This window comes from Sphingobium phenoxybenzoativorans (genome assembly GCF_018286635.1).
Taxonomy (GTDB): Bacteria; Pseudomonadota; Alphaproteobacteria; order Sphingomonadales; family Sphingomonadaceae; genus Sphingobium; species Sphingobium phenoxybenzoativorans.
This window is the reverse complement of record NZ_CP073910.1, coordinates 600,087-623,478: the sequence shown is the minus strand read 5'-3', so window position 1 is coordinate 623,478 and position 23,392 is coordinate 600,087. Positions and strand designations below refer to the sequence as shown.

21 protein-coding genes are annotated in these 23,392 nt (G+C 63.9%); 13 read left to right on the top strand and 8 right to left on the bottom strand.

Annotated features, from left to right (window positions below; translation table 11 throughout):
- Positions 1-90: 90 nt before the first annotated feature.
- Positions 91-2,364, bottom strand: coding sequence for a phosphoenolpyruvate--protein phosphotransferase (gene ptsP, locus KFK14_RS03135; RefSeq protein ID WP_070154400.1), 2,274 nt, complete (start codon positions 2,362-2,364; stop codon positions 91-93).
- A gap of 126 nt (positions 2,365-2,490) precedes the next feature.
- Here ptsP and KFK14_RS03130 point away from each other — a divergent pair, with 126 nt between their 5' ends.
- Positions 2,491-3,666, top strand: a complete 1,176-nt coding sequence (locus KFK14_RS03130) for a pyridoxal phosphate-dependent aminotransferase (RefSeq protein ID WP_212609844.1) — start codon at positions 2,491-2,493, stop codon at positions 3,664-3,666.
- A gap of 46 nt (positions 3,667-3,712) precedes the next feature.
- On the opposite strand, the gene KFK14_RS03125 is transcribed toward KFK14_RS03130, so the two are convergent.
- The 3 genes from KFK14_RS03125 to KFK14_RS03115 are packed head-to-tail and all read right to left on the bottom strand — an operon-like array spanning position 3,713 to position 7,003.
- Entirely contained in the window at positions 3,713-4,720 is a 1,008-nt protein-coding gene (locus KFK14_RS03125; RefSeq protein WP_070154396.1) for an NAD(P)H-dependent flavin oxidoreductase, read from the bottom strand.
- A gap of 13 nt (positions 4,721-4,733) precedes the next feature.
- On the bottom strand, positions 4,734-5,693 hold the full coding sequence (locus KFK14_RS03120) for a hypothetical protein (RefSeq protein ID WP_212609843.1): 960 nt from the start codon (positions 5,691-5,693) through the stop codon (positions 4,734-4,736).
- 56 nt (positions 5,694-5,749) lie between these two features.
- On the bottom strand, positions 5,750-7,003 hold the full coding sequence (locus KFK14_RS03115) for an aspartate kinase (protein WP_070154392.1): 1,254 nt from the start codon (positions 7,001-7,003) through the stop codon (positions 5,750-5,752).
- Between the two features lie 94 nt (positions 7,004-7,097).
- On the opposite strand from KFK14_RS03115, the gene ubiG reads away from it, so the two are divergent.
- Together ubiG and KFK14_RS03105 are read left to right on the top strand one after the other, a co-directional pair.
- Positions 7,098-7,838: a bifunctional 2-polyprenyl-6-hydroxyphenol methylase/3-demethylubiquinol 3-O-methyltransferase UbiG gene (ubiG, locus tag KFK14_RS03110; protein ID WP_212611010.1), complete on the top strand. Its 741-nt coding sequence runs from the start codon at positions 7,098-7,100 to the stop codon at positions 7,836-7,838.
- Positions 7,839-7,841: 3 nt separating this feature from the next.
- Positions 7,842-8,438 (top strand): YdeI/OmpD-associated family protein, encoded by a 597-nt coding sequence (locus KFK14_RS03105; RefSeq protein ID WP_212609842.1) that lies wholly within the window; start codon positions 7,842-7,844, stop codon positions 8,436-8,438.
- A gap of 128 nt (positions 8,439-8,566) precedes the next feature.
- Here the strand turns inward: KFK14_RS03105 and ggt are convergent, their stop codons facing one another.
- Both ggt and KFK14_RS03095 read right to left on the bottom strand, forming a co-directional pair.
- Complete coding sequence (gene ggt / locus KFK14_RS03100) at positions 8,567-10,270, bottom strand: gamma-glutamyltransferase (RefSeq protein WP_212609841.1); 1,704 nt, start codon at positions 10,268-10,270, stop codon at positions 8,567-8,569.
- 51 nt (positions 10,271-10,321) lie between these two features.
- Positions 10,322-11,356 carry a quinone-dependent dihydroorotate dehydrogenase gene (locus KFK14_RS03095; RefSeq protein ID WP_212609840.1) on the bottom strand — a complete coding sequence of 345 codons (1,035 nt, stop codon included), beginning with the start codon at positions 11,354-11,356 and terminating at the stop codon, positions 10,322-10,324.
- Positions 11,357-11,793: 437 nt separating this feature from the next.
- Here KFK14_RS03095 and KFK14_RS03090 point away from each other — a divergent pair, with 437 nt between their 5' ends.
- The 3 genes from KFK14_RS03090 (at position 11,794) to sufB (ending at position 14,742) form a co-directional block, all read left to right on the top strand.
- Positions 11,794-12,672, top strand: a complete 879-nt coding sequence (locus tag KFK14_RS03090; RefSeq protein WP_212609839.1) for a helix-turn-helix transcriptional regulator — start codon at positions 11,794-11,796, stop codon at positions 12,670-12,672.
- Positions 12,673-12,784: 112 nt separating this feature from the next.
- Complete coding sequence (locus KFK14_RS03085; RefSeq protein ID WP_070154382.1) at positions 12,785-13,261, top strand: RrF2 family transcriptional regulator; 477 nt, start codon at positions 12,785-12,787, stop codon at positions 13,259-13,261.
- Positions 13,258-14,742, top strand: coding sequence for a Fe-S cluster assembly protein SufB (gene sufB, locus KFK14_RS03080; RefSeq protein ID WP_070154380.1), 1,485 nt, complete (start codon positions 13,258-13,260; stop codon positions 14,740-14,742). The genes KFK14_RS03085 and sufB overlap by 4 nt, the downstream gene beginning before the upstream one ends.
- Before the next feature lie 26 nt (positions 14,743-14,768).
- On the opposite strand, the gene KFK14_RS03075 is transcribed toward sufB, so the two are convergent.
- A complete protein-coding gene (locus KFK14_RS03075) occupies positions 14,769-15,101 on the bottom strand; it encodes an SMR family transporter (RefSeq protein WP_070154374.1) in 333 nt (110 codons plus the stop codon).
- 362 nt (positions 15,102-15,463) lie between these two features.
- Here KFK14_RS03075 and sufC point away from each other — a divergent pair, with 362 nt between their 5' ends.
- The 5 genes from sufC to KFK14_RS03050 all read left to right on the top strand — a co-directional run bounded on the left by sufC (position 15,464) and on the right by KFK14_RS03050 (position 19,237).
- Positions 15,464-16,210, top strand: a complete 747-nt coding sequence (gene sufC / locus KFK14_RS03070; RefSeq protein ID WP_212609838.1) for a Fe-S cluster assembly ATPase SufC — start codon at positions 15,464-15,466, stop codon at positions 16,208-16,210.
- A gap of 132 nt (positions 16,211-16,342) precedes the next feature.
- The gene (locus KFK14_RS03065) at positions 16,343-17,095 is read left to right on the top strand and encodes a SufD family Fe-S cluster assembly protein (protein ID WP_212609837.1); all 753 of its coding nucleotides are present in this window, start codon (positions 16,343-16,345) and stop codon (positions 17,093-17,095) included.
- A 116-nt stretch (positions 17,096-17,211) separates the two neighbouring features.
- The gene (locus tag KFK14_RS03060) at positions 17,212-18,396 is read left to right on the top strand and encodes a cysteine desulfurase (protein WP_246524834.1); all 1,185 of its coding nucleotides are present in this window, start codon (positions 17,212-17,214) and stop codon (positions 18,394-18,396) included.
- A complete protein-coding gene (locus tag KFK14_RS03055; protein WP_212609836.1) occupies positions 18,393-18,878 on the top strand; it encodes an SUF system Fe-S cluster assembly protein in 486 nt (161 codons plus the stop codon). The genes KFK14_RS03060 and KFK14_RS03055 overlap by 4 nt, the downstream gene beginning before the upstream one ends.
- Positions 18,878-19,237, top strand: coding sequence for a HesB/IscA family protein (locus KFK14_RS03050; RefSeq protein ID WP_212609835.1), 360 nt, complete (start codon positions 18,878-18,880; stop codon positions 19,235-19,237). The genes KFK14_RS03055 and KFK14_RS03050 overlap by 1 nt, the downstream gene beginning before the upstream one ends.
- A gap of 107 nt (positions 19,238-19,344) precedes the next feature.
- Here KFK14_RS03050 and KFK14_RS03045 read toward each other — a convergent pair whose 3' ends face one another.
- Positions 19,345-21,636: a S8 family peptidase gene (locus tag KFK14_RS03045; protein ID WP_212609834.1), complete on the bottom strand. Its 2,292-nt coding sequence runs from the start codon at positions 21,634-21,636 to the stop codon at positions 19,345-19,347.
- Between the two features lie 108 nt (positions 21,637-21,744).
- Here KFK14_RS03045 and KFK14_RS03040 point away from each other — a divergent pair, with 108 nt between their 5' ends.
- Together KFK14_RS03040 and dapD are read left to right on the top strand one after the other, a co-directional pair.
- Positions 21,745-22,410, top strand: a complete 666-nt coding sequence (locus KFK14_RS03040) for a pyrimidine 5'-nucleotidase (protein ID WP_212611008.1) — start codon at positions 21,745-21,747, stop codon at positions 22,408-22,410.
- A 1-nt stretch (position 22,411) separates the two neighbouring features.
- Complete coding sequence (gene dapD / locus KFK14_RS03035) at positions 22,412-23,251, top strand: 2,3,4,5-tetrahydropyridine-2,6-dicarboxylate N-succinyltransferase (RefSeq protein WP_212609833.1); 840 nt, start codon at positions 22,412-22,414, stop codon at positions 23,249-23,251.
- The last annotated feature ends 141 nt before the right edge of the window (positions 23,252-23,392 follow it).

Below are 23,392 nucleotides of genomic sequence, written 5' to 3'. Positions count from 1 at the left end.
CCGCCCGTGCGACCGACCGCCTTGTTTCACTCACAAGCACATCCTGTCAACGCCCCTGCCGGTGAAATCATGAGCATCAACAGCCCATCGCTAACTAAGGTCTATCTGTCGCTCATTCGCCCAATTTTCCAGCGCCTGCCGCGCATTGGCGGTGCCATCGGTCAGCAATCGCTGCATTTCCTTCTGCAGCGGTTCGAGTTCGAGAGTGCGGATCATCGCCTTCACCGGTCCCACCGAGGCGGGCGTGATCGACAGGCGGCGAATGCCCAGGCCGATAAGCGCCATCGCCTCCAGCGTGCGCCCGCCCATCTCCCCGCAAATGCCGACGGGCACTTCATATTGGACGCACGCCTTCTGAATCCGCGACAGGAAGCGCAGGATCGCGATCGACAGCCAGTCATAGCGTTCGGCGAGTTTGGGATGCGCCCGGTCCGCCGCAAACAGGAATTGCGTCAGGTCGTTCGTGCCCACGGACAGGAAATCGAGCTTGGGCAGCAGGATGTCCAGCACCTCGGCAAGCGCGGGCACCTCCAGCATCGCGCCGTAGCGGATGGCGTTGGGCAGCTTCTTGCGCTGACCGGCGAGCCATTCGCGCTGCCGTTCGATCAGCGCCTTAGCATCGTCAAATTCCCAAGGCTCCGAAATCAGCGGGAACATGACATAGAGGGTCTTGCCCGCCGCAGCCTCCAGCAAGGCGCGGGCCTGCGCCTTCATCAGGCCATCGCGATCCAGCGCCAGCCGCAGCGCGCGCCAGCCCATCGCCGGATTATCCTCTATGGCGTCCTCATCCTGCCGCATATAGGGCAGCGCCTTGTCGCCGCCGATATCGACCGTGCGGAAGATGACCGGATGATCGCCCGCCGCGTCCAGCACCTCTTTATACAGGCGCTGCTGCCTTTCCCGCTGCGGCAGGGTGGCGGACACAAGGAACTGGAACTCCGTACGGAACAGGCCGATGCCGTCCGCACCCACCAGGTCGAGCGCCGAGGCGTCGTCGCGCAGCCCGGCATTCACCATCAGCTCTATCCGGGTGCCGTCCTTCGTCACGGACGGCAGGTCCCGCATCGCGGCGAAGGCGGCGCGGCGCTTCTGCGTCAGGGCCAGCTTATTCTCGAACGCCTCCTCCATATCCGGGGTCGGGCGCACGAACAGGCGGTTTTCGGTGACATCCATGAGGATCGGCTCGCCCTCATTCACCAGACGCCGGATATCGCGGATGCGGCCAAGCACCGGCACGCCCATCGCCCGCGCAACGATGGTGACATGTGCGGTCAGCGATCCTTCCTCTAGGATCACGCCCTTCAGCCGCCGCCGGTCATATTCCAGCAATTCGGCAGGCCCCAGGTTGCGCGCGATCAGAATGGCGTCCTGCCGCAAACCGAGTTGCGCCGCCGTGCCAAGCTGGCCCGACACGATGCGCAGGAGGCGGTTCGCCAGATCCTCAAGATCGTGCATGCGGTCCTGAAGCAAGGGATCGTCAATCTGGCGCATGCGCATGCGGGTGCGCTGCTGCACGCGCTCGATCGCCGCTTCGGCTGTCAGGCCGCTGTCGATCGCTTCGTTGATCCGGCGCGCCCAACCCTCGTCATAGGCGAACATCTTGTAGGTTTCGAGCACCTCCTGATGCTCGCCGTCGCCGCCAAATTCGGACGCGCCGGCCATGCGCTCAATCTGCTCGCGCATCTTGGCGAAGGCGGAATAGACGCGCTGCCGCTCCGCCTCCACATCCTCCGCCACTGTATGCTCGATGGTGATGCGCGGCTGGTGAAATACGGCGTGGCCCCGCGCCATGCCCATAACGATCGGCAGGCCGGACAGGATATTCGACCCGGTTTCCAATACGCGGCCGTCGAGCGGATTTTCATCGGCCAGGCCCGCATTGGCGATCAGCTCCGCCAGAACCATGGCGACGGTCTGCAGCGCCTCTATCTCGATTTCTTCGTAGCGGCGCGGCTCCACATGCTGCACGCACAGCACCCCGACCGACTGCTGCCGCCGGACGATCGGCACGCCGGCGAAGCTGTGGAACAATTCCTCGCCCGTCTCCGGAATATAGGCGAAGTCAGGGTGCGTCGCCGCTTCATCCAGGTTCAGCGTCTCGACATTGGCGGCGATGGTGCCGACCAGCCCCTGCCCCATGGCGAGCTTCGCGACATGCACGGCCTCCTGCTTCAGACCGCGCGTCGCGAACAGTTCCAGCACGCCCTCGCGCAGCAGATAGATGGAGCAGACCTCGCTCGACAATTCCTCGCCGATGATCTCCACCACCTTGTTGAGCTTCTGTTGTGCAGCGAACCGCGACGCCATAAGCTCGTGCAGACGATTCAATATCTTGCGGGCTGCGATGGCGGGTGAGGTGGACATAGAGCATCGCTAACAGAAAGGCGCTGCGCTTTCCAATGGGGATAACAGCCATATTGGTGGCGGGAACCGCCTCCCCGCTCGTTAAGACTATTCAGCCATATTGGTTATGACCGAGGGGACGTGGATATGAGTATTGCCGTATTGACCGAAGAAGCCCGCGACGATCTGCTCGCCCGTGGTTATTCCCGCCGCCAGTTGGGACGGATCGGAGCCTTGCTGGGCGCGGGCGCCGTGCTGAGCCAGTTTTCCAACCCTGCGCAGGCGCAGAGCCAGGCCGCAAAGGCGCTGATCGGCGGAACGCGCATCGGCGCGAACGAATGCTGGACCGGGCCGCTGGCTCCGGGCGCGCAGGCCGGCGCAGCCATCGTCGCCGAGGGCAACCGCTACAATACCGCCGAAGCCTACACCGCCCTGATGGACGCCGTGTCGAATGTGGAGAATGTGCCGGTGGACCGCATTCTGGCATGGGCGGGTTCCGGCCCGCCGCTGGCCCGCACGGTGCTCGCCTTCTGTTCGCCTGAGCGTGGCGTCGTGACCGGCGATCCGACGTTCGAAACCGTGTGGGGCATGGCCGCCGCCACCAAGACCAAGCTGAGCAAGGTGCCGCTGACCGCCGATTATCGCCATGACGTGAAGGCGATGCTGGCCGCCGATCCGACCGCCAGCTTCTTTTACATCTGCACGCCGAACAACCCGACGGGCACGGTCACGCCGCTGGCCGATGTGGAATGGCTGGTCGCCAACAAGCCGGCCGGTTCGGTCGTCGTCGTCGACGAAGCCTATCTGCACTTCTCCGAAGCGCCGTCGGCAGTGAAGCTCGCCGTGACGCGCGACGACGTGCTGATCCTGCGCACCTTCTCCAAGCTGTTCGGCATGGCCGGCATGCGCCTCGGCCTCACCATCGGCCACCCGGACCTGCAGAAGAAGCTGATGATGTACGACCGGGCGCCCGACCTTTCGGTGACGGCCGTGGCTTGCGGCACCGCCAGCATAACGCAGGCGGACCTGATCAAGGCGCGCCGCGCGGAAATGATCGCCGTGCGCGAGGAAACGCTGGCGCATCTCAAGAAGCGCAAGATCGCCTACATCCCCGGCTCCGAAGCGAACATGTTCATGATCGACTGGAAGAAGCTGTCGCCGGACGAAAAGCACACCAAGAAGATGCAGAACGCCTTCCTGGCCGAAAACGTCCAGATCGGCCGCGCATGGGATATCTATCCGTCGGTGTCGCGCGTCAGCGTCGGGTCGAAGGAAGACATGCAGAAATTCTGCGCCGCGCTGGACAAGATCCTGACGGCATAAGCGTTTCGGGCGTCCCGGTTCATGCCGGGACGCCAAAGCGGAAAGATCAGGCCGCGCGCCGCTCCAGGGCGGCCGCGGCCTCTTTCATGAGGGTCGCGATGATTTCCGTGACCGGTTCTTCCTTCGTGACCATGCCGACGGACTGGCCGGCCATCAGCGAGCCGCCGTCCACATCGCCATCAATAACGGCGCGGCGGAGCGCGCCCGCCCAATAATGTTCGATCTGAAGCTGCGCCTCGGTCATGTCGACAGCGCCGCTGTCCAGAAGGTTGGCGACCTCCCGCTGCTTGGCGGTGAAATTCTCCGTACCGGCATTTTTCAATGCGCGCACCGGGATGACCGGCAGGCGCGGGTCGATCTGGACGCTGGCGACAGCATCACGGGCCGACGCGCGCAGAAACGCCTTCTTGAAATTGGGGTGCGCAATGGATTCGTTGGCGCATACGAAGCGCGTGCCAAGCTGCACGCCGGACGCCCCCATTTCCAGATAGGCGGCGATCGCTTCGCCCCGGCCAATGCCGCCAGCGACGAACACCGGAAGCTGCTCCGCCATTTCGGGCAGGATTTCCTGGGCCAGCACGCTGGTCGCGACCGGGCCGATATGGCCGCCCGCCTCCATGCCCTCCACCACCAGCGCGTCGACGCCCGACCGCGCAAGCTTCTTCGCCAGCGCCAGCGCGGGCGCAAAGCAAATCAGCTTCGCGCCGCTTTGCTTGATCGCCTCGATGCTGCCCTTGGGCGGCAATCCGCCGGCGAGAACCACATGGCCGACATCATGACGCGCGCAGACCTCTATCAGATCGAACAGCAACGGATGCATGGTGATGAGGTTCACGCCGAACGGCTTATCCGTCAGCGCCTTGGTCGCGATGATCTCCGCATCCAGCAGATCGGGCGTCATCGCACCGCAGGCGATGACGCCGAAACCGCCCGCATTGGAGATGGCGGAGACCAGATTGCGTTCGCTGACCCAGCTCATCGCCCCGCACAGGATCGCCGTCTCGCAGCCGAGAAATTCGACGCCTCTGGCCATGAGGGACGTAAGCTTGGTCATGCGATTTCCTATTTTATTGGCCGCGGACGGCGGCCAGATTGGCGACAATGGCGGCGTTGTAGGCGCGATAGGCGCTTTGCACCAGCGCAGTCCAGCGTGGCAGATCGACAGCAATGGCGCCGCTTTCGGACGGGTTCCACGCGCCATAATCGCCAGCGGTCGACATGGAGGACACGCCGCTGGACGCCGTGAAGGGCGCATCAATGACCACATCCTTGGCCAGCATCATGGTGCTGGGCGCGGCGATCCCCGCCGCCTGGCCGACCTGAATATTGACGGGAGACGGCAGGCGGATCGCGAACTGGGTGTCGATATCGACGCTTGCGCGCTTCGCCCCCGCCAGCGTCCGGCTGGTCTTTGCGTCAGTGTCGGCAAAGTCGATGGTGAGCGAAGGCGAGACGAAGGCGGCCCCCATCGCCAGCGCCGGTTTGCTGAGCTTGTTGCCCTTGCCGAAACTGCCCAGCATGCCGAAGCCGCCGACCTTGCCAGCCGCCTGGTACAAGTCGGTGAGCGGCGCGGCGTCGGCGCCCACGCTGACATAGGCTTTCTTGACGCCCGACCCGATGACCATACCGCCGTCGCGATTTTCCTCGATATTGCCTGGGATCAGGACAACCCCCGCCGTCCGCGCGGTGTCCGTCACGGTCGCGTCGTCGATCAGGGGGATGTTCGCGGCGGCGAGCTGCGCCTTCAAATCCGCATGCGCCTCATTGGCCAAACGCCGCATCACCGACTCATCCACGCCGCCCAGGCTTGCGCCCGCGCGCGCCTTCGTGCCGACGCTGGCGTTGGCGGACGCCCGCTGCGCCGTGACGAAGTTGATCGAATAGGACAGGACAGCGATCTTCACGCCTTTCAAGCCATAGGAATTGGGCTTGGACAGTTTGACCGGTGGAACCGCCACGTCCTGCGCCTGGGCAAGAACAGGCAAAGTCGCCAGAAATAGTGCAGACACAATCGATAGATTACGCATGATGAATCCTCCCCTCCACAAGAGGATTTCGGCAGTCTAGCGAAATAGCGTGCAGGTCAAGCCGCTGGCGCGTCGAGTCCATAGGCAGTGTGCAATACTCGGACAGCCAATTCCGTCTCATCCTCGTCGATGAGAACGCTGACCTTGATTTCGCTGGTCGAGATCGCTTCGATGTTGATGCCGCGATCGGCCAGCGTCTTGAACATCGTGGCCGCGACGCCCGCATGGCTGCGCATGCCGACGCCCACGACGCTGATCTTGGCGACCTCCGCATCGGTGATGATCCGGCGGAAGCCGATCGTTTCCTTCAGCGCCTCCAATATGTCGACGCTGCGCGCGAGGTCGGCGCGCGGCACAGTGAAGGTGACGTCCGTCTCCTCCGAATCCTTGCTGTCATTCTGGATGATCATGTCGACGTTGATCGCCGCGTCCGCCAGCGGGCCGAAGATGCTGGCCACCGCGCCCGGCTTGTCGGGCACGCGGGTCACGATGATCTTCGCCTCATTCTTGTCATGGGCGATGCCGGTGATGAGCTGACGTTCCATCTTGCTGTCCTCAATTTCTTCTTCGCTGACGATCAGCGTGCCGGGCAGGTCTTCCTGGGTGGGGTCGTCGAAGGAGGAGAGCACCTGAACGCGCACGCCTTCCTTCATGGCGAGGCCGACGGATCGGGTCTGGAGCACCTTGGCGCCGACCGAGGCCAGCTCCAGCATTTCCTCATAGGTAACGAGATCGAGCTTGCGGGCGCGGGCGACGATGCGGGGATCGGTCGTGTAGACGCCATCGACATCGGTGTAGATGTCGCAGCGGTCCGCCTTGATCGCCGCCGCCACCGCGACCGCCGAAGTGTCGGAGCCGCCGCGGCCGAGCGTCGAGACGCGGCCATCGTCCATCATGCCCTGAAAGCCGGGGATGACCGCCACCTGCCCGCTCGCCATCGCGGCCAGCAGGTCGTCGGTCTCAATGGTCGATACGCGCGCCTTGGCATGCGCCTCCACCGTGCGGATGGGAAGCTGCCAGCCGAGCCAGCTCCGCGCTTCGACGCCCATGGCCTTCAGCGTCATGGCGAGGAGGCCGCTTGTCACCTGTTCGCCCGAAGCGACGACGACATCATATTCGGCGGCGTCGTAAAGCGGCGAGGCTTCCTTGCAGAAGCCGACCAGCCGGTCGGTCTCACCCGCCATGGCGGACACGACGACGGCCACTTCATTGCCCTGCGACACGACATGTTTCACGCGCGCCGCGACGTTGCGAATCCGCTCCATGCCCGCCATGGAGGTGCCGCCAAACTTCATCACGATGCGCGCCATAATTGCTGTAAGCCCTGAATTTTCGTAACACTATGTCGGGAAAAGGCCCCGCCCTGTTCAAAGAGCGGCGTCCCTATAGTCAGCAAGGACCATGATGGCAAGCAACGCAAATACCACTATCGATCCGCGTGAAGCTGCGCATTTCGGGACGCTGGCGGCGGAATGGTGGGACCCGAAGGGCAGCAGCGCGATGCTGCACAAGCTGAACCCCGTCCGCCTGCGCCATGTCCGCGCGGCCATCGATGCGCATTGGGGAACCGGCAACCGGACGATGCGGCCGCTGGAAGGCAAGCGGGCGCTGGACGTCGGCTGCGGCGCGGGATTGCTGACCGAACCGCTGGCCCGAATGGGTGCGCAGGCCATGGGCATCGACGCCGCGCCGGAGAATATCGCCGCGGCGCAGGCCCATGCCGGGCAGATGGGCCTGACGATCGACTATCGCGCCACCGGGATCGAATCTCTCGACGCCGGCGCGTTCGATCTGGTGACCAGCATGGAGGTGATCGAGCATGTCACCGATCCCGCGCTGTTCGTTCGCGGGCTTGCAAAAGCGCTGGCTCCCGGCGGCCTCATGATCCTTTCAACGCCCAACAGGACAAACCTGTCCCGCTTTGCGATGATCACCATCGGCGAGGGGCTGGGCCAGATTCCGAAGGGCACGCATGACTGGAGCCGTTTCCTGAAACCGGAGGAACTGGAGGCGCTGCTGGCCGAGGCCGGACTGGTCGTGACGGAGACGGTCGGCCTGTCCTTCAGCCCGGCCAAGGGGTTTATCCTGTCGGAGAATCAAGCGCTCAACTATCTGATGACGGTCGTCCACGCGCCGAAGGAGTAAGCCATGCCGACCGCCGATCCGCGCATCGACGCCTATATCGCGCGGCAGGCGGCCTTTGCCCGGCCCATGCTCAGCCATCTGCGCGCGCTGGTGCATGCCGTGTGCCCGGATACGGTCGAGGCCGTCAAATGGGGCATGCCCTTCTTCACCTACAAGGGGAAGAATCTCTGCCAGATGGCGGCGTTCAAAGAGCATATGTCCTTCGGCCTGTGGCATGGCGGCGACCTTATGGGACCGAAGGCGGAAGGGTCCGGCATGGGACAGTTCGGCAGGATCGCGGCGCCGGAGGATTTGCCGGACGACGCCATGCTGACCGGCCTGATCCTCAAGGCGATGGCGCTGATCGATGCGGGTACGATAGCGACGCGGATGCAACGCAAGGCTCCCCGCCCCGCATTGCCGGTGCCTGCCGCATTGCAGGCGGCGATTGACGCCAATCCGGCGGCGGCAAAGGTCTGGGCGGAGTTTTCGCCGGGGAAGATCCGCGACTATGCCGAATGGATCGGGGACGCCAAGCGCGCGGAGACGCGGGACAAACGCATCGCCGAAGCGGTAGGATGGATCGCCGAGGGCAAGGACCGGAACTGGAAATACCGGTGAGGACGCGGGGTTAGCGCTTCCGCCGCCATGCGATTGAAGTGTGGCGGAAAGCGTTGAGAGACACTTGCCGGGGACGTTCTTCCGCGAAAGTGGCGCGCTGTATCGATGCGGGTTGCTCCTGCCGAAGCTCACTCCTGCAGCGACACGCCGGGACTGCGCGGGTCCGCCGCGCCGATCCATTTGCCATCGGGCAGGCGTTCCGCGGCATTGGCCTTCAAGCCCATCTTCGCCACGCTGACCGTATGGCCCAGCTTTTCCAGCGCCGGTTTCATCGGCTCCAGATTGGTGCCCTGTTCAAGCACCAGCCCATCCTTGTTGAAGAAGATCAGCCCCATCGCGATCGAATCCTGCGCCGATATCCCCCAGTCGAAATGGGCGATCAGCGCCTTGGCGACCTGCATGATGATTGTCTTTCCGCCCGCCGCGCCAACCGTGAAGATCGGCTTGCCCGCCGCGTCATAGACAATGACCGGGGACATGGACGACAGCGGACGCTTGCCCGCCTCCACACGGTTGGCGACCGGCGCGCCGTCCTTTTCCGGCGCGAAGGTGAAATCGGTCAGTTCATTGTTCAGGCTGAAGCCGTTGGCGACAAGCTGGCTGCCGAAGAAGCTTTCGATCGTGGAGGTCATCGACACGATGTCGCCATCATGATCGATCGCGACGAAATGGCTGGTCCCCGCCACTTCGGACGAGATCGCGGCGGTGCGCGGCTCCGCCCCCGGAGGCGTGCCCGCCTCATAGGAAGGCAGCGTTTTGGTCAGCGAGATGAGCCGTGAGCGCCGCGCCAGATAGGCCGGGTCGATCATGCCCGCGATCGGCATCTTCACGAAATCGGGGTCGCCCAGATATTTTTCCCGATCGGCATAGGCAAGCTGCATCGCCTCCCCAATCACATGCCAGGACAGCGGATTGTCCTTGCCCCATTTTTTGAGGTCGAAACGCTCGACCATGCCAAGCACTTCCAGCACCGTCACGGCGCCGGACGATGGCGGCCCCATGCCGCAGATCGTATAAGCGCGGTAATGGCCGCAGATGGCGGGCCGCTCCTTCGCCCGGTAGGCGGCAAGGTCAGCCTCCGTCAGCGGCACGGGGTTTTTGGGCGCGTTCGTCACCGCCGCGCTGATCGCCCTGGCGTTTTCACCCAGATAGAAGGCGTCCGGCCCCTCGGCCGCGATGCGCCTGAACAACGCGGCCAGCGGCGGATTGCGCAGGATCGTCCCAACGGGAACCGGCGCGCCATCCTTCCAATACATCTTCTGGATTTCTGGGAAGTCCTTCCAGATTGGCTCGACCGCCTTCAACGCCGTGTAGAGCCGCTGCCTGACTTCAAAACCGTCCTCCGCCAGACGGATGGCCGGACCGAACAGATCGGCCCAGGGCAGCTTGCCCCATTTTTCATGCGCCATGGCCGCGAGGCGCAGATTGCCCGGCACCCCGACCGAATATCCGCCCGGCCATGCCTGAATGAAGGGCAGCGGCTTTCCATCCGGTCCCATGAAGCGATCCGGCGTTGCAGCCGCAGGCGCGGCTTCCCGCCCGTCGATCGTGTCGAGCACGCCCGTCTTGCCGCCATGGTGGAGCAGGAAGCCGCCGCCGCCAATGCCGCTATTATGCGGTTCCACCACCGTCAGCGCGATCATCATCGCCAGAGCGGCGTCCGTGGCGTTGCCGCCCTTGCGCAATATCTCCTGCCCGGCGGCGGCGGCGCGCGGATCAGCGGACGATACGACCCCGGCGGACGCGACGTCCGGCTCCCGCGCGGACACCGCCGGAGGAAGGAAGGATGCGGACAGGGCAAAGGCGACGAAAGCGAGGGTGCGGGATATCATCCCGCAAGACTATCGACCGGGTTTCCTCCCGCAACCTTTTTGTTGCAGATGCTAAGCATCCGCGCCGACAGCCTGCGCCACATTGGCGAAGCCATCCCGTGCCAGCAGGCGTTTCAGCCCCGCATTGATCCTGCGCGCCAGCCAGGGGCCTTCATAGACCATCGCGCTGTAGAATTGGACCAGCGCCGCCCCGGCCCTGATGCGAGCATAGGCATCCTCTGCATTGGCGATGCCGCCCGCGGCGATTAACGGTATTGCGCCGCCCGTGGCCGAACGGAAATCGCGCAGCCGCTGGTGCGCCAGATCGCGAAGCGGGGCGCCGGACAGGCCGCCTGTCTCGCCCGCATGGGCGGAGCGCAATGCAGGGCGGGATATGGTGGTGTTCGATATGATCAGCGCATCCAGCCCATGCGCGATGCCAAGGGCGGCGATATCGTCCACATCGGCAGGCTCCAGATCCGGCGCGACCTTCAGGAAAATGGGCGTGCGATCATCCCCCCGCGCGCTCATCACGGCGGAAAGCAGGTCGTCCAGCGCGCCCTTGTCCTGCAGCGCGCGCAGGCCCGGCGTATTGGGCGAGGAAATATTGATCGTCAGATAATCGGCGAAGGGCGACATGCGGCGCACGCCAGCGGCATAGTCTGCGATCCTGTCGCTGGAATCCTTGTTCGCGCCGATATTGACGCCGATGACGCCGCCATGCCGGCCAAGGCCGGAAAGCCTGCGCGCCGCGCTTTCCTGCCCGCCATTGTTAAAGCCCATGCGGTTGATGACCGCCCTGTCCTCCACCAGCCGGAACAGCCGGGGCTTGGCATTGCCCGCCTGCGGAAGCGGGGTCAGCGTGCCGAGTTCCGCGAAGCCGAAGCCCAGCGCATGCATCTTGTGCGCGACCTCGCCATCCTTGTCGAACCCGGCGGCCAGACCCACCGGATTGGGGAAGTCGATGCCCGCCACATGGCTCGCCAGAACAGGGTCCGCAGGCCCCGGATTACCCGCCGGCATGGCCCTAAGCGCGGCGATGGTCAGCCGGTGCGCCCGCTCGGCATCCAGCAGAAACAGCACAGGGCGGAAAAAAGGGTAAACCATGCTGTCCTTTCAGACGGCTTAATGGAAAAAATTAGAACCAAAACCGTTGGATTCTGTCACAAAAGCGCCAACTCATGTGCCGAAGTGACACGTAAAAGCAACTATCCTTCGCTGCACTGCACATTTTCGGTTCGCATTGGCCGCAAATGTCGAATCCATCCAATAAAAGTGAGAATCACCTGCAGTAGAGCGCTGCTGCGACCCGAAGGGCTCTTGGTCACCCGACTAAAGAGACCTTTTACTTGGCCCGGATGGCTCCATGCCCTCCGGGCCATTTTTTTTCATGTGTTTTCGGATAATTACGCGGCCGAACCCGGCAAAGCGGCAGAACACCTTGCGAATCCTCATTACGCCGCGCAATGTTCCGCTTGGGAAACATGGTTAATTTTCAAGTCTTCACAGAGCAGCAACACGCCATTTCCTTTCGGAAATATTAGATGCAGCATTATTTCCCTGATCCCAACCCCGCTGGTCTTACCGACCTTACCTATTTCCCTCCGCCAGCGGCGCTGAAAAGCCGCTTTGGGCCGTCCTATCTGTTCACGGCGGACCAACCGCTGGTGTCGGACGTCACCCGCGCCGATTTTCCGCAGTTCCGGTTCATGATGGCCGGGATGGGCGATTATCATTTTCAGGACGGGACGAAGGCGCAAACGCCAGAATGCTGCCTGCTGGGCACCACGCTGGGCGCGACCCGGATGATCGTGAACGGTCCGCTGCAGGCATTCGGCGTATCGATCCTGCCGCTGGGCTGGATCGCCCTGGGGCTGAAGGACGCCAATCTGCTGGCGGACCGGGTTGCGGACATGGCGGATATCTTTGGCGAGGAGCCGCAGAATCTGCTGCACGCATTCCGCGAGATGGACGACCCAGCGCAGGCGGCGGAAATGCTCTGGACCTTTCTGGCGGCGCAATTGAAGCCCCCGCCGCCGTCCCATGTCGCCTTCGTCACCCAGTGCGACGCCTGGCTGGCCGGTGATGCGTCACCGCGCGTGGAGGCGCTGTTCGAGGCCACCGGGCTGTCGTCGCGTCAGGCCGCGCGCCTCGCCAACCGGCTCTATGGCGCACCGCCCAAATATCTGGCGCGCAAATTCCGCGCGCTGCGGTGCGCGGCGGAACTGGGGCTGGACCATCAGGACTGGATGGAGATGGTGGAGGGCGCTTTTTACGACCAGTCCCACTTCATTCGCGAGATCAAGCATTTCATCGGCTTTACCCCGCATCAGCTCAAGACGGACCCGTCGCCCGTCGCCCGGTTGACCCTGCAGCGGCGCGCGATGATCGGCGCGGTGGCGGAAATCAACCGTATAAGCTGATAGCTCCGCTTGGCCCCGCGCCACCGTAAACAGTCTTGATTTTCCGTGCCTTCGAGACCAGATGCGTAATCGGATTGATTCGATCCGATTTGAGAATGGTTTGCAGTAAGGCATGAAGCTTTCCAGTTTCGCAGATTATGCCGTGGTGCTGATGTCCGCCGCCGCGCGCCATTGCGGCGGCGCCCGGATGAACGCGACCACGCTGGCCGCAGAAACCGGCATCCCCCTGCCCACCGCGCAGAAGCTGGTGAGCCGGCTGTCGGCGGCGGGCCTGTTCGAATCGAGCCGGGGCACGGGCGGCGGCGTGCGGCTTTCGCGCCCGCCCGCAGCCATCACGCTGGCCGATGTGGTTGAGGCGGTCGAAGGGCCGATCGCCATGACCGCCTGCAGCGACCATGGCGCGCATGACTGCAATATGGAACAGGACTGCCGCGTACGCCCGCATATGAGCGCCGCAAATCATGCAGTCCGCGCCGCGCTGGCGAGTGTGACGATCGCCAGCCTTTCGCGGGACGTGCCCGCCGCGCCGACGCCATCCTTTACCGGCGCGGGCGAAATCGAAACGCCAGCAGAACAGATAGCTCTATGACCGACGACAGCACCACATTCCGCAATCGCGAGGCGCAGGAAGCCGCCGACCGCGCGTCGGTCTATGAGCATGGCTGGTCGTCCGCCATCGAGCAGGATTTCGCGCCCAAGGGCCTGACCGAGGATACCGTCCGCTTCATCTCCGCCAAGAAGAAGGAGCCGCAATGGCTGCTCGACTGGCGGTTGAAGGCGTTCGCCATGTGGCAGAAGATGGAAGCGCCGGACTGGGCGAAGCTCAACGTCCCGGCCATCGATTATCAGGACGCCTATTATTATGCCGAGCCGAAGAAGAAGGCGGAGCTGAATTCTCTCGACGAGGTCGATCCGGAAATATTGGCCACCTATCAGAAGCTGGGCATTCCCATCGCCGAGCAGGAAGTGCTGGCCGGGGTCAAGGGCAGCCGCAAGATCGCCGTGGACGCGGTGTTCGACAGCGTGAGCGTCGCCACCACCTTCCGCAAGGAGTTGGAGGAGGCGGGCGTCATCTTCCGTTCGATCAGCGAGGCGGTGCGCGAATATCCCGAGCTGGTGAAGAAGTGGCTGGGCAAGGTCGTGCCGATGCACGACAATTATTTCGCCACATTGAATTGCGCCGTCTTTTCCGACGGCACCTTCGTCTACATTCCGGAGGGCGTGCGCTGCCCGATGGAACTCAGCACCTATTTCCGCATCAATGCGGAGAATACCGGGCAGTTCGAGCGGACGCTGATCGTCGCCGACAAGGGCAGCTATGTCTCCTATCTGGAGGGCTGCACCGCGCCGATGCGCGACGAGAACCAGTTGCACGCCGCCGTGGTCGAGCTGGTCGCGCTGGACGATGCGGAGATCAAATATTCGACCGTCCAGAACTGGTATCCGGGCGATGCGGAGGGCAAGGGCGGCATCTATAATTTCGTGACCAAGCGCGGGCTGTGCCAGGGGAAGAACAGCAAGATAAGCTGGACCCAGGTGGAGACCGGCAGCGCGATCACCTGGAAATATCCGTCCTGCGTGCTGGCGGGCGAGAACAGCGTCGGCGAATTTTATTCGGTCGCGCTGACCAACAATATGCAGCAGGCCGACACCGGCACGAAGATGATCCATCTGGGCAAGGGATCTCGGTCGACCATCGTGTCGAAAGGGATCAGCGCGGGCCGCAGCAACAACACCTATCGCGGACTGGTCCGCGTGGCGGCGTCGGCGGAGGGCGTGCGCAACTTCACCCAGTGCGACAGCTTGCTGCTGGGCGACCGGTGCGGCGCGCATACCGTGCCCTATATCGAGGTGAAGAACCCCAGCGCGCAGATCGAGCATGAAGCGACGACATCGAAGATCAGCGATGATCAGTTGTTCTACGCGATGCAGCGCGGGCTGGATCAGGAGAGCGCGGTCAGCCTGATCGTCAACGGCTTCGCCAAGGAAGTGCTGCAGCAACTGCCGATGGAATTTGCCGTCGAGGCGCAGAAGCTGCTCGGCATTTCGCTGGAGGGATCAGTCGGATGATCCCCCAGACAGCCCTAAATGCGAGCCTAAATGCGGGAGGCCAGCGCAAGCATGACGCCCGACCCGGCAAGCAACGCCAGCTTGGTCGGCGGCACATTCTCCTTATAGAGCAATATGCTGACGGCGATCGACCCGATGGTGAGGACCAGCGTGTTGAGCGGGATCAGCATGCTGAGCGACATGCCGGATGCGATCAACCGCGCCAGGATCGCAAACCCGATGCCAAAGCACAGGAACATGATCACCGAGGGCACCGGCACGGTCAGCCCGCGCGACGCCGGCAGCAGGGTCGTGCCGATCATCTGCAAAACCGTCGCGCCCAAAAACAACAGCACCCCATTTACGGTAATTCCGCCCATCGCTCTCTCCATTGTGATTTTGGCAGCAAGGGTGTGACATGCGCCCGCCCCAGCAACAAAGTGCCGATGCGCGGCAAGCTGCTTTGCATTTCGCAGGAAGGATGCGTGGGGTCGCTGACCGCAAATGGGTTTGCGAAGGTTAGGGAGCAGCAACGGCCGATGCGGTCCATCATCGAGCGGCAAAAGCGGCTCGGAAGCGGCTTTGTGGGATCGGTTGGATGAGTCTCATCGCTTTCACCCCCGTCATGCCGGACTTGATCCGGCATCCCGCTTCCTCATGCACAGCCACAGAGAATAGCGGGACCTCGGATCAAGTCCGGGGTGACGCAATTGAAGACATTATTGCGGAACTGAGAAGCTGAATGCTCAAAATCACCAACCTCACCAACGCCATTGACGGCAAGGCCATCCTGAAGGGCCTGACGCTCAGCATCAATGCGGGCGAAATCCATGCGATCATGGGGCCGAACGGCGCGGGGAAATCGACGCTGGCCTACACGCTGGGCGGGCGGCCCGGTTATGACGTGACTGGCGGATCGGCGACGTTCGACGGGCAGGATCTGTTCGAACTCGACCCGCATGAGCGCGCAGCCGCAGGGCTGTTCCTGGGCTTTCAATATCCGGTCGAAATCCCCGGCGTGTCGAACCTGCAATTCCTGCGCGAGAGCCTGAACAGCCAGCGCAAGGCGCGGGGCGAGGCGGCGCTGTCCGGCGGCGAGTTCATCAAGATCGCCAAGGAGAAGGCGGGCCTGCTCGGCCTCGACATGGACATGCTGAAGCGTCCGGTGAATGTCGGCTTTTCGGGCGGCGAGAAGAAGCGGAACGAGATGGTGCAGATGGGCATCCTCGACCCCAAGCTTGCGATCCTCGACGAGACCGACAGCGGCCTCGACATCGACGCGCTCAAGACCGTGGGCGCGGGGATCAACGCGATCATGAGGAAGCCCGACAAGGCCGTGCTGCTGATCACCCATTATCAGCGCCTGCTCGATTATGTGCAGCCGGACTTCGTGCATGTGCTTGCCGGCGGGCGGATCGTGAAGTCCGGCGGGCCGGAGCTGGCGCTGGAGCTGGAACGCGAAGGCTATGCCGAGGTGCTGGCGGCGTGAGCATTCCATCGCCCACAATCCACATCGTCATCCCGGACTTGATCCGGGATCTATTGGTTCTCCCTCGCATGGCCATGATATGCTTGCGCTCATGGATCCCGGATCAAGTCCGGGATGACGGAGGAGTGGGCAGTGAATAGCCTCGCCCTCCCCACCCGCCGCGACGAGGCGTGGCGGTACAGCGACCTGGACGCCGTCAAGAGCGTGTGGCCCATTGCGCCCGCGACGCAGATCGACGTGGCGGCGGGTGAGACCGCGCATCATCACCTGCTGCAGGATGCCGCCGATACGGACGTCGCCATCCATGACTATGTGATCACGGTCGCCGATGGCGCATCGTGCCATTTCCATATCCTCAACAGCGGCGGACGGCTGGGCCGGGTCACGCTGGACGTCACGCTGGGCGATGGCGCGCATTTCGAGCTGGGCGGCGCGATCATCGGCGGGGGCAGCCAGACGCTGGAGATTGTCACCACCGTCACCCATGCCAAGCCCAATGCGACCAGCGTGCAGACCATCCGGTCGATCCTGGGCCAGACCGCCACGGGCAGCTATCTGGGCAAGATCGCTGTCGCGCGCGACGCGCAAAAGACGGACGCGGCGCAGTCGGTGAAGGCGATGCTGCTGGACCGCACGGCGACGGCCAATGCAAAGCCGGAACTGGAAATCTACGCCGACGACGTGAAATGCGCGCATGGCGCGACGGTCGGCGAACTGGACAAGGCCGCCCTGTTCTACATGGCGTCGCGCGGCATGGAGCCGGCCGTGGCGCAGACTTTGCTGCTGCGCTCCTTCATCGCGGGCGTGTTCGACAGCGTGGCGGACGAGGGCGTGCGGGAGACGCTGGAAACAGCGGCGCTGGCGCGGCTGGAGAAGTTGGCGTGAGCGAGAATATGTCTCCTCCGTTCGGGCTGAGCCTGTCGAAGCCCTCCACTGAGCGCAGCGAAGTGCCTCACTCTGTTCGGCAGAGCCCTTCGACTTCGCTCAGGGCGAACGGAGTTATGGATTACCGCGCCGATTTCCCCGGTATCGCCGACTGGCATTATCTCGATACCGCCGCCACCGCGCAGAAGCCGCAGGCCGTGATTGACGCGATCGCGCGGGCCTATGGCGCGGACTACGCCACCGTGCATCGGGGCGTTTATTCCCGGTCGGCGAACATGACGCTGGCCTATGAGGCCGCGCGGCGGAAGGTTGCGCGCTTCATCGGTGCAAAGTCCGACGCCGAGATCGTGTTCGTGCGCGGCGCGACCGAAGGCATCAACCTAGTCGCGCAAAGCTGGGGCGGCGCGAACCTGAAGGCCGGGGACCGCATCCTGCTCTCCGTGCTGGAGCATCACAGCAATATCGTACCCTGGCAGTTGATCGCGGAAAAGACAGGCGCGCAGATCGATGTCGTGCCGCTGACGGAGGACGGCAAGATTGACCTCGACGCGATGTCGGCGATGATCACGCCAGCGCACAAGCTGGTCGCACTGGCCCATGTGTCGAACGTGCTTGGATCGCCGCTCGATGTCCGGCGCGCGGCGGAGATCGCGCATGGCGTTGGCGCGAAAATCCTGATCGACGGGTGCCAGGCGGTTCCGCGCCTTGCCGTGGATGTTACGGCGCTCGGCTGCGACTTTTACGTCTTTTCCGCGCACAAGCTTTACGGTCCCACCGGCATCGGCGTGCTGTGGGCGCGGCAGGAAATCCTCGACGCCATGCCCCCCTATCAGGGCGGCGGGTCGATGATCGACAAGGTGACGTTCGAAAAGACGACCTACGCCCCGGCCCCGACCCGGTTCGAGGCGGGCACGCCGCATATTGTTGGCGTGGTCGGCCTTGCCGCCGCCATCGATTATGTCGAGGCGATCGGGCTGGACGTCATCCACGCCCATGAATGTGCTCTGGTCGGGCAGGCGCGCGATGCGCTGCACAAGCTGAACTCCGTGCGCGTGTTCGGGCCGGAAGATTCGTGCGGCATTCTGTCTTTCGAGATCGAGGGGGTGCATCCGCACGATGCAGGCACCATATTGGATGAGGAAGGCGTCGCGATCCGCGCCGGGCATCATTGCGCGCAACCGCTGATGCGGCATCTGGGCGTTGAGGCGACGGCGCGCGCGAGCTTTGGAATTTACAGTGATGAAAGCGATGTCGCGGCGCTGGTGCGCGGGATCGAGCGAGTGAGGAAGATCTTCGGATGAACGGAGAGGGAAAGATCATCGTCGAGGAAGTCGACGGCGTGGAAGCGCCGCCCAAGGCGCGCGTCGACGCCGTGGACACGGCGCACGAAACGCCAAGGGAAACGATGGAGCGCAAGCGCGATTATCTCGACGGCTTCCTGAACCAGAAGCCCGCGACCGCAGCCCAGGGAGAGCCGGGCGGCGATGTCTATGAGGGCGTGATCGATGCGCTGAAGGAAATTTTCGACCCGGAAATCCCGGTGAACATATATGATCTCGGCTTGATCTACGGCGTCGACATCACCGAGGGCGGACATGCGGTCGTCACCATGACGCTGACGACGCCGCACTGCCCGGTGGCGGAATCCATGCCTGCCGAGGTGGAATTGCGCGTTGGCGCGGTCCCCGGCGTCGGCGATGTCGAGGTCAATCTGGTCTGGGACCCGCCATGGGACCCGGCGAAGATGAGCGACGAAGCCAAGCTTGAACTGGGGATGCTGTGATGAGCACCGAAACCAAGACCCGCGCCCGCCCCGCCGCCGTCATCCTGACGTCCAGCGCGGAGCAGCGCATCGCCGACCTGATGGCGAAGGCCCCCGCCGATGCGATCGGCGTGAAGCTGTCCACGCCGCGCCGAGGCTGTTCCGGCCTTGCCTATTCGGTCGACTATGTGACCGAGGAAGCGAAGTTTGACGAGAAGATCGAGACGCCCGGCGGCACCTTCTACATTGACGGCGCGTCGGTGCTCTATCTGATCGGGTCGACGATGGACTGGGTGGAGGATGATTTCACCGCCGGGTTCGTGTTCAACAATCCCAACGCGAAGGGAAGCTGCGGCTGCGGCGAGAGCTTCACGGTTTAGGCTTTACCCGTTTTATCGGGAGGCGTGTTCCTGCGTAGGCAGGAACCCAGTCCCGGCGTTTGAACTGGACTCCTGCTTTCGCAGGAGTACGCAATTCCCAGACCCTCCTAGAATTCCATCACGTACCGCAACGCGCCGCCAATCTCATCCGGAAACCAGGCGAGGTTGCCGCTGTCCTTGCGCCAATAGGCGTTGGTGGTGATCCATCCCATGCCGAGCCGACGGGCATAGACCGTTTCCGCATCGATCTGCCGCCCGCGCGGGGCGAGGCTGATCGTTTCCATCGTCCAGGTCGCGCTGTGCGTCGCATAATCATATGAGGTTGGCAGGCGCAGGCCGATGCCGCCGGATTCCACCCGCAGCGGCTGGGAGATGCGCACCGCCAGCCGGTCGTCGCGATCCAGAACCCCGCGCTTTTCGCCATCGATCGACCAGGCATTGGTGCGCAGGTCAGCCCCGCCGCCGCTCGTAAAACCCTGCCGGAACATGGCGCCCAGCCGCCAGCCATTGCCGGGTTCCAGCGCGACGCCGCTGTCGAGGAACAGGCTTTTCCCGGCGGCGGCTCCGATCAGCGAGGAGAAGCGCGCGCCCAGCAGGGTGCCCTCCTCCCGCATATAGGTTGCGCCAAAGGACAGGCGCAGCGCCCCGGCGCGCTTTTCCGCGCTGGCCCCGAACGCGGTATAGCCGTCATTGCGGCGCTGGTCCCATGGCGTTTCGACATCGCGATAGGCGGTGCGCCATGCATGCCCCTGCTCCGCCGTCATCGTCAGCGCCACGCCGCCGCCGACATCATGCCGCACGGCAAAGCCGCTGCCCGCAACACGGTCGAAACCCAATGATCCCCGCGTTCCGTTCGCCACCAGAAAGGCCGGACCGCTTGCGCCGTCGACCCGCGCGGTCAAGCTGCCCGCGCCTTCCGAGAAACCCAGCGATATGGTTGTCGCCTGCCCCATCCGCATCGTGATCGACCCGGAAAGCGCCCGCGCCCTTTGCGTGTCCTCCGGTGAAAGCATCAGGCGGCTGGCCTCCGCCGCGCTGCCGCGCCCCGGCGCGATGTTCATGGCGACGGACACCGGGCCGCTATCGGCGGTAAAGCTGCGCTGCCTGATCTGCAGCGCGGGGGCGAGGGTCAGGTCAGGCGTGTCGCTGCGGAGCGATGGCTTGAAATCGATCGTATAGGCCCGGCCGAGACTGTCGAGCGCGACCGCATTCATGCTGCCGACCTCCGAAGCATCGCCCATCGGCGCGGACAGCGATCCGTTGGCGCTGAGCGACACCGGCGTCGCCGATCCTGCAAGGCTGGTCGATCCGACGGGCGAAAAGGCCCTGGCGACATTCAATATGCCCGCGCCGAACACCGAGTCCGCGCCGGATGCGCCCGCATCCGTGGCGCTGGACATCAGGAGCTGCACGATCTGGGCGGCCGAGAGATTGGGAAAGGCCTGCGCAAGCAGCGCCGCCGCGCCGGCGATCTGCGGCGCGGAGAAGGATGTGCCGTCGAACAGATAGTTCACGCCATTCTGATCCTGCGACAGCACGCTCTTGCCAAGGGCCGACAGGGTTGCGGTCTCATATCCCTGTGCGCCGTTCGAAAAGCTGCTGTGCGCGCCATTGGCGTCCACCGACGCAGCGATAATCACCTGCCCGCGCGCAATGGCAGGGTTGACGAAGGACGCCGCAAAGGCGTCCGGCGCGGCGCGCCCGTCATTGCCCGCCGACACCACGATCACCATGCCCGCGGCCGTCGCGCGATCAATGGCTGCGGCAAGGGTCGGCGGCGCGCCGCTGTCGCCGCCCAGCGAAATATTGACGACCTTCGCGCCATTCACCCGCGCATGGTCAAGCGCCTGCGCAATCGCCGTGGTGCTGTGGGAACAGCCCGAATCCTGCGAACCCGATCCGATGGAATTGCAGGTGTTTGGCGTATCGGTCCGCAGCGCCAGAACCGTTGCGCCCCATGCCATGCCCATGATCAACCGGTCGTTGCGCGCGCCCGCCAGGACCGTCGCGACGGCGGTGCCGTGGCCGCCCTGGTCCTGGACCGTGCCGCTTCCCCCGAAGTCGCGGGAGGCGGAGCTGATCCTGCCGGTAAATTCCGCATTGGCCGTGGCGATGCCGCTGTCGATGACGCCGACCGTGACGCCCGCCCCGCTCGCGCCGGCCTGATAAGCGGTGATGGCGCCATGTACGGAGGGGCCATCCGACCGCCGATATTCACTGGTGTCGAAATTGGTGGCCGTCGGAGCCGGGGTTGGGGCAGGCGTAGGTGTGGGTGTCGGCGTTGGAGTGGGCGTCGAATTGACCGCCCCGCCCCCTCCACCACAGGCGGACAGCGCACATGTCGCCAGCATCGCCGCGAGAACGGAATAACGCCTGGGGAAACGATGGCTGTTCGGCATGAATGTCAGTTCCGTTCGTGATGGATGGCGTTTCCCTAACGCCAAATGCTGAAGAATATTTTGCGCTTCTCGCTTGTCCTGCGCGGCATGCGCGGATACCGCGCCGCCATGCGCGCAGACCTCGCCCATATCGACGCCTGGGTCTTCGACCTGGACAACACGCTGTATCCGGCAAAGGCGGACCTGTTCGGCCTGATCGACGTGAAGATGGGCGAGTTCATCCAGGGCCTGCTCGGCTGCGACCCGGTTGAGGCGCGCGCCGTCCAGAAACGATATTTCATGGAGCATGGCACGACCCTGTCGGGGCTGATGGCGCATTACGGCACCGATCCGCGGGAATTTCTGGAATTCGTCCACGATATTTCGCTCGACCGGCTTGAAGTAGATCCCGCCCTGAACGCGGGCATCGCCGCCCTGCCCGGCCGCCGCCTGATCTTCACCAATGGCGATGAGCCTTATGCCCAGAGGGTGCTGGACAAGCTCGGCCTGTCCGGCGCGTTCGAGCTGATCCACGACATCCATGCCTGCCAATATATCCCCAAGCCCGACCCGTCCGGCTATGCCGCCCTCTGCGCGACCCACGGCCTTGACCCTTTCAGATCGGCGTTTTTCGAGGATATGGCCCGCAACCTGAAACCCGCCAAGGCGATCGGCATGACCACCATCTGGGTCAATAACGGGTCCGAGGCCGGCACCGTGGACGCGCATCCCGACTTCATTGATTTCGAAACCGACCATCTGACGCCGTTCATCGGCGATATCACCGGAGCCTGACATGACCGATTCCCTTATCACCACTCTTGAAGCCGCATGGGAAGACCGCGCCAATATCGGCCAGTCCACGCAGGGCGCGGTACGTGAAGCCGTGGCGGAGGCGCTGAACCTGCTTGACGCGGGCAAGGCGCGCGTCGCCGAACAGGTCGATGGCGGCTGGCAGGTGAACCAGTGGCTGAAGAAGGCCGTGCTGCTGTCGTTCCGGCTGAACGACAATGCGCTCATCCCCGGCGGACCCGGCGGCTCCTTCTGGTGGGACAAGGTCCCCTCCAAATTCTCCGGCTGGGGCGAGACCCAGTTCCGCGCCGCCGGTTTTCGTGCCGTGCCCGGCGCTTTCGCGCGTCACGGCGCCCATATCGCCCGCAATGTTATCCTGATGCCCAGCTTCGTCAACATCGGCGCGTTCGTCGACGAGGGCACGATGGTCGATACCTGGGTGACGGTGGGAAGCTGCGCGCAGGTCGGCAAGAATGTCCACCTGTCGGGCGGCGTCGGCCTTGGCGGCGTGCTGGAGCCGCTACAGGCGGACCCGGTGATCATCGAGGATGACTGCTTCATCGGCGCCCGGTCCGAAGTCGTGGAGGGCGTGCGCGTGGGCAAGGGATCGGTGCTCTCCATGGGCGTCTTTATCACCAGCACCACCAAGATCGTGGATCGCACCACCGGGGAAGTGTTTATCGGCGAAGTGCCCCCCTATTCGGTCGTTGTGCCCGGCAGCCTGCCCGGAAAGCCCCTCCCGGACGGCACGCCCGGCCCGAACCTGGCCTGCGCCGTCATCGTGAAGCGGGTCGACGCGCAGACGCGATCCAAGACGGCGATCAACGACCTGCTGCGGGATTGAGAAAATCGCGCTCTTAAGATTGCCCCAATCTCGGCGTGCTCCTGCGAAAGCAGGAGCCTAGTCCCACGGTCCGAACTGGACTCCTGCTTTCGCAGGAGCACCTCCGTTAAACCTGTTGATAGGGCGCATGACAAAGGTTGG